Annotated in this window: 7 protein-coding genes and 1 tRNA gene; 2 read left to right on the forward strand and 6 right to left on the reverse strand. The window is 63.0% G+C overall.

From position 1 onward, the window contains the following. The 5 genes from WCE35_RS24870 to WCE35_RS24890 all read right to left on the reverse strand — a co-directional run. On the reverse strand, positions 1-829 hold an 829-nt coding region (locus WCE35_RS24870), incomplete at its 3' end, for an LON peptidase substrate-binding domain-containing protein (protein ID WP_424595960.1). Positions 830-1138: 309 nt separating this feature from the next. Next, positions 1139-2413, reverse strand: coding sequence for an ATP-dependent Clp protease ATP-binding subunit ClpX (gene clpX, locus WCE35_RS24875; protein WP_044542438.1), 1275 nt, complete (start codon positions 2411-2413; stop codon positions 1139-1141). Positions 2414-2836: 423 nt separating this feature from the next. Continuing rightward, a complete protein-coding gene (locus WCE35_RS24880; protein ID WP_424595961.1) occupies positions 2837-3472 on the reverse strand; it encodes an ATP-dependent Clp protease proteolytic subunit in 636 nt (211 codons plus the stop codon). Positions 3473-3760: 288 nt separating this feature from the next. Continuing rightward, positions 3761-5122: a trigger factor gene (tig, locus tag WCE35_RS24885; protein ID WP_424595962.1), complete on the reverse strand. Its 1362-nt coding sequence runs from the start codon at positions 5120-5122 to the stop codon at positions 3761-3763. 158 nt (positions 5123-5280) lie between these two features. Next, positions 5281-5365: transfer RNA gene (locus tag WCE35_RS24890), tRNA-Leu, on the reverse strand. A gap of 150 nt (positions 5366-5515) precedes the next feature. On the opposite strand from WCE35_RS24890, the gene WCE35_RS24895 reads away from it, so the two are divergent. Both WCE35_RS24895 and WCE35_RS24900 read left to right on the forward strand, forming a co-directional pair. After that, positions 5516-6823 carry a multicopper oxidase domain-containing protein gene (locus WCE35_RS24895; protein ID WP_424595965.1) on the forward strand — a complete coding sequence of 436 codons (1308 nt, stop codon included), beginning with the start codon at positions 5516-5518 and terminating at the stop codon, positions 6821-6823. A gap of 9 nt (positions 6824-6832) precedes the next feature. Then, a complete protein-coding gene (locus WCE35_RS24900; protein WP_424595963.1) occupies positions 6833-7915 on the forward strand; it encodes an enolase C-terminal domain-like protein in 1083 nt (360 codons plus the stop codon). Positions 7916-7920: 5 nt separating this feature from the next. Here the strand turns inward: WCE35_RS24900 and WCE35_RS24905 are convergent. Next, positions 7921-8469 (reverse strand): ADP-dependent NAD(P)H-hydrate dehydratase (locus tag WCE35_RS24905; protein ID WP_424595964.1); only part of this gene is annotated, 549 nt, incomplete at its 5' end.

Below are 8469 nucleotides of genomic sequence, written 5' to 3' on the forward strand. Positions count from 1 at the left end.
CCTTGTCGCGGGCTTCCTTGGAGAGCTTGGTCTTGGCGATCTTCTCCTCCAGATCGGCGAGTTCGTCGCGACCTTCGTCGTCGCCGAGCTCCTTCTGGATCGCCTTCATCTGCTCGTTCAGGTAATATTCGCGCTGGGTCTTCTCCATCTGGCGCTTGACACGCGAGCGGATGCGCTTCTCGACCTGCAGTACCGAGATTTCGCTCTCCATCAGCCCGAGCACCTTCTCCAGGCGCTGCGTAACCGACAGCGTCTCCAGAATGGCCTGGCGATCGGCGATCTTGACCGCGAGATGCGAGGCGACGGTGTCGCCGAGCTTGGCGAAATCGGTGATCGCCTGAACCACGCCAACCACTTCGGCGGAGATCTTCTTGTTCAGCTTCACATAGCTTTCGAAGTCGGACACCACCGAACGCGCCAGCGCTTCGGCCTCGACGGAATTGGCGTCGGTGTCGGCGAGTGCGACCGCGGTCGCCTCATAATATTCGGCGCGGCCGGAATATTTCTGCACGCGTGCGCGCTCAAGGCCTTCGACCAACACCTTCACGGTGCCGTCGGGCAGTTTCAGGAGCTGCAACACGCTGGCGAGCGTGCCGGTTTCATAGATCGCATCCGGAGCCGGATCGTCATCGGACGCATTCTTCTGCGTCGCCAGCATGATCAGCGCGTCGTTCCTCATCACCTCTTCGAGCGCGCGGATCGACTTCTCGCGGCCAACGAACAGCGGCACGATCATGTGCGGAAAAACGACGATGTCGCGGAGCGGCAGCACCGGATAAGCGTGGCTTTCGCCGTGAACGATAGATGGCCGGGGTTTCGCGGTGGTCATGGCCTGTTCCTTTTGTTGTGCCCCCTTGCACGCAGTCCGCGTCTAGCGCAACCGCCACAAGGTGCCGGGAGGTTCCGGGGTCGTTTGGCCGCCTGCGCCGCCTGCTTCGCCGGGTCGTTTTGACGACGAATCTTGGTCACGATTAGTCGCCGAAAGCATTAGGTGGCTATCGGGTACGGGGGTGTCAAGTCACGGAAAAATGCAGGCCAACCGGGTCAAATACGCGTTTCGCCTGCGCAACTATAGCCGCCGGGAGGCCCGGCAGCCGTCATGGTTCGCAAGACCCAAACTTCCGCGGCGGCCGCCCGATCAGGCGCTGGCGCTGCTCTCGACGGCGCGGTCGGAACGATCGGCATAAATGTAGAGCGGACGAGCAGTTCCCTCGACCACTTCGCGCGAGATCACCACCTCCTCGACGCCTTCCAGCCCCGGAAGATCGAACATGGTCTCGAGCAGGATGCTCTCGAGAATCGAGCGCAGTCCGCGCGCGCCGGTTTTGCGCTCGATCGCCCTGCGCGCGACCGCGCCAAGCGCCTCGTCGGCGAACGTCAGCTCGATATTCTCCATCTCGAACAGCCGCTGATATTGCTTCACCAGCGCGTTCTTCGGATCGGTCAGGATCTTCTTCAGCGAGGCTTCATCCAGGTCTTCCAGTGTCGCGACCACGGGCAGGCGTCCGACGAATTCGGGGATCAGGCCGTACTTCAGGAGATCCTCGGGTTCGACGTGGCGGAAGATTTCGCCGGTGCGGCGATCCTCCGGCGCCAGCACCTGGGCGGCGAAGCCGATCGAGGTCGAACGTCCGCGCGCGGAGATGATCTTCTCCAGCCCCGAGAAGGCGCCGCCGCAGATGAAGAGGATGTTCGTGGTGTCGACCTGCAGAAACTCCTGCTGCGGATGCTTGCGACCGCCCTGCGGCGGAACCGAGGCCACCGTGCCTTCCATGATCTTCAACAGCGCCTGCTGCACGCCCTCGCCCGATACGTCGCGGGTGATCGAGGGGTTGTCGGATTTGCGGCTGATCTTGTCGATTTCGTCGATATAGACGATGCCGCGCTGCGCGCGCTCGACATTGTAATCGGCCGACTGCAACAGCTTCAGGATGATGTTCTCGACGTCCTCGCCGACATAGCCGGCTTCGGTAAGCGTCGTCGCGTCCGCCATCGTAAACGGCACGTCGAGAATCCGCGCCAGCGTCTGCGCCAGCAGCGTCTTGCCCGAACCGGTCGGTCCGATCAAAAGGATGTTCGACTTTGCAAGCTCGACGTCGTTGTGCTTGGTCTGGTGATTGAGCCGCTTGTAGTGATTGTGGACGGCGACCGAGAGCACCTTCTTGGCGTGGCTCTGGCCGATCACGTAGTCGTCGAGGACCTTGCAGATTTCCTTCGGCGTCGGAATGCCGTCGCGCGACTTCACCAGCGAGGACTTGTTCTCCTCACGGATGATGTCCATGCAGAGTTCGACGCATTCGTCGCAGATGAAGACGGTGGGACCCGCGATCAGTTTGCGGACTTCGTGCTGGCTCTTGCCGCAGAACGAGCAGTATAGCGTGTTCTTGGAGTCGCTCGTGCCGACCTTACTCATCCTTGTCTCCGTCCGCCGTTCGATCCCGTCGCTCGATCGACCCATTCCGGCACTGAGCCGAACTTGGGGTTAAATAGAGCAAATTCCGTACCAAAAAAGACCCTACGCAATACCGGCCGTGCGAATCACGGCTTATTCGAATCCCCTGCGATCATATCCGATCCGATACAGCCAACCATGCTGACACCCGACTATCAAGAATTCGCTAATCCGGCAGGCACCCAACACCGTGACAATACCGTGATTTACCCCATTCACACGGGGATTAGTTGCCGAAACCGCCAAATCGTTGCGCGATTACCACGCCGCCAAACCAGCACGAAAGCGGAACTTTCTGCCATGCGAGAGGGCATGGGCGCGCTGTGGGTGGCGAATTACCGGTCCAAGCCCGCCGGCGACGTCAACGCCGCCGCCGAGCCGGCGCTACGCGGCCTTGGCGGTCGACGGATCTTCCGGACGCTTGTCGATCACCTTGTCGACAATACCGAAATCGCGCGCCATCTCGGCGGTCAGGAACTTGTCGCGCTCCAGCGCATCCTCAATCGCCTTGTAGGTCTGTCCGGTGTGCTTCACATAGATCTCGTTGAGACGCTTCTTCAGATTGAGGATCTCCTGCGCGTGCAACATGATGTCGGTAGCCTGGCCCTGGAAGCCGCCGGAGGGCTGGTGCACCATGATGCGCGAATTCGGCAGCGAGAATCGCATGTCCTTGTGGCCGGCGGCGAGCAGCAGCGAACCCATCGATGCCGCCTGTCCCGTGCACAGCGTCGAAACCGCCGGACGGATGAACTGCATGGTGTCGTAGATGGCAAGCCCCGATGTCACCACGCCGCCGGGCGAGTTGATGTACATCGAGATTTCCTTCTTCGGATTGTCGGCTTCCAGGAACAGAAGCTGCGCGACGACCAGCGTCGACATCCCGTCTTCGACCGGCCCGGTGAGGAAGATGATGCGTTCTTTCAGAAGGCGCGAGAAAATATCATAGGCGCGTTCGCCGCGGTTGGTCTGCTCGACGACCATCGGCACGAGGTTCATGTAGGTTTCAACGGGATCGCGCATTAGTCACCCAGGGGTTGGTATAGAGGGTTGGTGTAGCGGGCTGGCGGGGGCGAACATCTATCGGCAAGGCTTTCACGACAAGGCTGCCATGATTTGCGGCGCGGACCAAACTCCCGTGATGCAGCACTTCAACGACAGCCCTCAAGATATGCGCCAATTCGCCGGCGACAAGACCAGGCCATGGCGAACCGCATCCGACAAGTTCAAGCCGATTCGCACGCAACCACCCAGCGGCGGATGCCACGGCCACGCCGCTTTCGCCGTCATGATTAATGCGAGGCACCGTGGTCAAGCCGCACTCTTCTCCGCTTCGTCCTCCTTGAACAGGTCTTCGCGCGAGACTTTCTTTTCGGTCACATTGGCGAGTTCGAGGATGAAATCGACCACCTTGTCTTCATAGATCGGAGCACGAAGCTGGGCCAGCGCATTGGTATTGTTGCGATAGTAGTCCCAGACCTCCTTCTCGCGACCCGGCATCTGGCGCGCGCGCTCGATCACGGCGCGACTGACTTCGTCTTCGGTGACGGTGATCTTGTTCTTCTCGCCGATCTCCGACAGCACGAGGCCAAGCCGGACCCTTCGGTCGGCGATCCTGTGGTACTCTTCCTTGGCAGCCTCTTCGGTGGTGTTCTCGTCGGCAAACGTCTTGCCTGAGGATTCCATCTCGGCCTTGATCGAATTCCACATCAGCTTGAACTCTTCTTCCACCAGCGACGGCGGCGCCTCGAATCTGTGGCTGTCGTCGAGACGGTCGAGCAGCGCGCGCTTGACGCGCTGGCGCGTCGCACCGGCGAATTCGGCGACCAGCCGCTCGCGCACGGCCTGCTTCAGCTTGTCGAGCGTTTCCAGCCCGAGCGTCTTGGCGAATTCGTCGTCGATCCTGGTTTCGCCCGGCGCCTCGATCAGCGTTGCTGTGGTCTCGAATTCGGCGGGCTGACCGGCGAGCTTTTCGTTGGCGTAGTTCTTGGGGAACGAAACCTTGAGCGTGCGGGTCTCGCCGGCGCCGATGCCGATCAACTGCTCTTCGAAGCCCGGAATGAACTGGCCGGCGCCGATCACGACCTGGATACCCTCGCCGGTGCCGCCGTCGAACGGGGTACCGTCGATCGTGCCCGTGAAGCTGATGGTGACCCGATCGCCGCTCTCGGCCTTGGCGCCCTCGCTCTTGGCGGCATAGGGGCGGCTCTGGTCGGCGATGCGCTTGACGGCTTCGTCGATGTCGGTTTCGGTCACTTCGACCACGGGCTTCTCGACCGAGAAGCTCTTGAAATCGGCGAGTTGGATGGTGGGCACGACCTCGACCGAGACGGTGTAGGTAAGGTCGGTCTTGCCGGCCAGAATCTGCTCGACCTCTTTTTCCCCGGTCGGCATGGTGATCTTCGGCTCGGTGGCGAGGCGAAAGCCGCGATCGGTGAAAATCTGCGTATTGGTGTCGCGGATGGTCTGGTCGATGGTCTCCGCCATCACCGAGCGGCCATACACCTTCTTGAGGTGGCTCACCGGCACCTTGCCGGGACGAAAACCGTTGAGGCGCACCTTGTCCTTGAGGTCGACCAGACGGGCATCCGCCTTGGCATCGAGATCTGACGCGGGAACGCTGACCTTGAACTCGTGCTTCAATCCCTCATTGAGGGTTTCCGTGACCTGCATGGTACCAATCTTCTTCCGCTTTGGTCCGGCCTCGCGGCCGCGACATTGTCAATGTGGTCGACGCGCGACTTAAGATGCCTGCGCCGGTGGTTCGTCCGACCTGGTCCCAACGGGAAACAGGCCCCTCCAGTATTCGGCATGCAAACGCTGAAGGCGCTTGGTGCGGGCGGAGGGACTCGAACCCCCACAACTTTCGTCACTGGAACCTAAATCCAGCGCGTCTACCAGTTCCGCCACGCCCGCTGATAGCATCATGTCCGGCCGCGATGCCGCGAGCGGCGGGCTTATAACATGAGCGGACCTGTTCGCAGCAAAAAAATGGCCTTTCTTGCATCCTCGGGCCAACGCGTCGCGGCTGGACAGGTCGAGCGGAAAATGGTCCGCATCGGTCCGATGGCTAGCCGCAAATTCTCCCGGGATCGACGACAGCTGATCGCAGGGCTGGGGGCTGCCGCCCTCGCCCCGGCGCTGCCGGCCGTCCCGGCGCTGGCGCGGCAGTCCCGTGCGCTGCAGGCCAAGGCCGGTACCGTCGCGGTTCGGCCGGGAGGGCCAGAGACGCCGGTCTGGTCGCTTGGCGGTCCTGATTTCCGGTCCAGGCGCGGCGACATCGAGGAGATCGTGTTCGGAAACGATCTGCCGGTCCCGGTGGTGCTGAATTGGCGCGGCATCGAGGGCGTGCCGGCCGCCGAACCGCTCGCTTCGCTCGCGCCATTGCTGCCGGGTAAAAGCCAAAACCTTGCAATTCCGTTCCGGCAGGCCGGCACGTTTCTTTGCGATCTCCGTCTGTTGGGAGATGGTCAGGCTCGGCCGTCACGGCCCCTGGCATGGATCGCCCAGGAAAAGCAGCCGGTCATGGTGGACCGGGACGAGGTTCTTCTGATCGAGGACTGGCGGCTGCGTTCGGACGGAACCGCGATTGCGCCGGGTCTCGACCCCAAGGATACGACGCCAGCCTATACGATCAATGGCTGCACCTCACCGGATTTCACGTTCCGTCGCAACGAGCGCCTCAGACTTCGCTTCATCAACGGCTGTCAGCGTACTGTTATTGCAATCAAATTGGAAGGTATCGACGTCCGCATCATGGCCATCGACAGCCAGCCGGCCGAACCGTTCCAGGCCCGCAACGGGGCGCTGGTGCTGGCTCCGGGAGGCAGGGTCGATGCCTTCATCGATGCAGCAGCCCCGCCGGGCACGACATCGTCGATCCTGCTGCATGACGGGAAAGACGCTCGCCCGATCGGTCGGCTGGACATCTCGAACGAGCCGCCAATCCGACCCGCACCGCTCGCGCCGGCGCCGCCGCTGCCCTCCAACGGACTGCCCGCGCAGCTCGACCTCAAGAACGCGCTGCGCTTCGATATTGTTCTGGGCGGACCGCAGGCCCATTGGGTCGCGCCGGCAAAATTCGCCGCGTCCGCACCGCCCGCCTTCGCCGCCAAGGCCGGCCGCACCGTCGTCCTGGCCCTGACCAACCGTGCCGAGATCACCACCGTGTTCCATCTCCACGGCCATCATTTCCGGCTGCTGGACCGGCTCGATGACGGCTGGAAGCCGTTCTGGCTGGATACGCTCGCGGTCGAACCCGGCCAGACCCAGCGGATCGCATGGTCAGCCGAATATGCCGGACGCTGGCTGATCGAGCAGGTTGCGATCGACTGGGCGGCGCCGCGGCTGGTTCGGTGGTATGCTATCGTGTGAGGAACCGACATGAGCCAATCCATTCCAGCCATTCGCAGCGTCACAGCAAGAGGCCTCGTCGTGCCGATCCCGCGGCCGGTGAAGAACGCGTTCGGCGTGATCGATGCGGCGCCGCTCGTGCTGATCGACGTCGCGACGGATCAAGGCGTGACCGGGCGATCCTATATCTTCGCCTACGCCAAACTGACGCTCAGACCGCTGGCGCATCTGATCGAAGAGACCGGCCGCGAACTGACCGGCAGGCCGGTCGCGCCGTTCGACCTGATGGCGGCGATGGACGCCAAATTCAGGCTGCTCGGCTGGCAGGGCCTGGTCGGCATGGCGGTGTCCGGGCTCGACATGGCCTATTGGGACGCGCTGGGAAAAGTGGCTGGCAAACCTTTAGCCGAGCTGCTTGGCGGGTCGCCGAAGCCGATCAAGGCCTATGACAGCTATGGCGTGGTCGATCCCGTCGCCGACGAAAAGGCGCTGCGCCGTTCGCTGGAGCAAGGTTTTCGCGGCATCAAGATCAAGGGCGGCGACGGCGATGCCGCCAACGATGAACGGGTGGTCAGGGGCGTGCGCGCCCTGCTCGGGCCTGACGTCGCCTTGATGCTCGACTTCAACCAGTCGCTCGATCCTTCGGAAGCGACCCGCCGTATCGCGCGGCTCGCACCCTACGATCTGCACTGGATCGAGGAGCCGGTGCCGCAGGAAAACCTGCTGGGACACGCCAGAGTGCGCGAGACCTCGCCGATCCCGATCCAGGCCGGCGAGAACTGGTGGTTCCCGCGCGGGTTTGCGGAGGCGATCGCAGCAGGCGCGAGCGATTTCATCATGCCCGATCTGATGAAGGTCGGCGGCGTCACCGGCTGGCTTCAGGTCGCGGGCCAGGCCGACGCAGCCTCGATCCCGATGTCGAGCCATCTGTTCGCGGAAGCAAGCGCGCATATGCTCACGGTGACACCGACCGCGCACTGGCTCGAATTCCTCGACTTCGCCGGCGCCGTGCTCGAAAACCCCGCCAAAATCGTCGATGGCACGGTTACCGCGCGCGGACCTGGCCTCGGGCTGCAATGGAATGAGGCGGCGGTTGCGAAATACGTCGTGTGAGCCGATCAGTAATCAACGCCGAACTTGTCATAGAGGCGCCTGAACACCGCGGGCAACACTTCGGTCAGGTCTTCCGCGATCAGGCCGGGCCCTGCCTCGCGCGCGGCTTCGCCATGCATCCAGACGCCGATGCTCGCGGCCTCGAAGGCCGGCGCGCCCTGCGCCAGCAGGCCGGCGATCATGCCGGCCAGCACATCGCCGGCGCCAGCGGTGGCCAACCAGGGCGGCGAGTTCGCCGCGATCATGGCCCGTCCGTCGGGCGAGGCAACGACGGTATCGGGACCTTTCAGCAGCACGACGGCGCCGGAGCGTTCGGCGGCGGCGCGCACCCGCTCGAGTTTTGAGCGGTTCGGATGCTTGTTGCTGATATCGCTGAACAGCCGCGGAAACTCGCCCTCATGCGGGGTCAGAACGACCTGCGGATCGCCCGATGACTTGATCGACCCGAACAGGCGATCCGGCGCGCCGGCAAAACTCGTCAAGGCGTCGGCGTCGAGCACGAGGCGCCGTTGCGCCGACAGCGCGGTATGAACGAGATCGCGCGTGCGTTCGCC

The sequence above is a fragment of the Bradyrhizobium sp. genome (assembly GCF_049691595.1).
Lineage (GTDB): Bacteria > Pseudomonadota > Alphaproteobacteria > Rhizobiales > Xanthobacteraceae > Bradyrhizobium.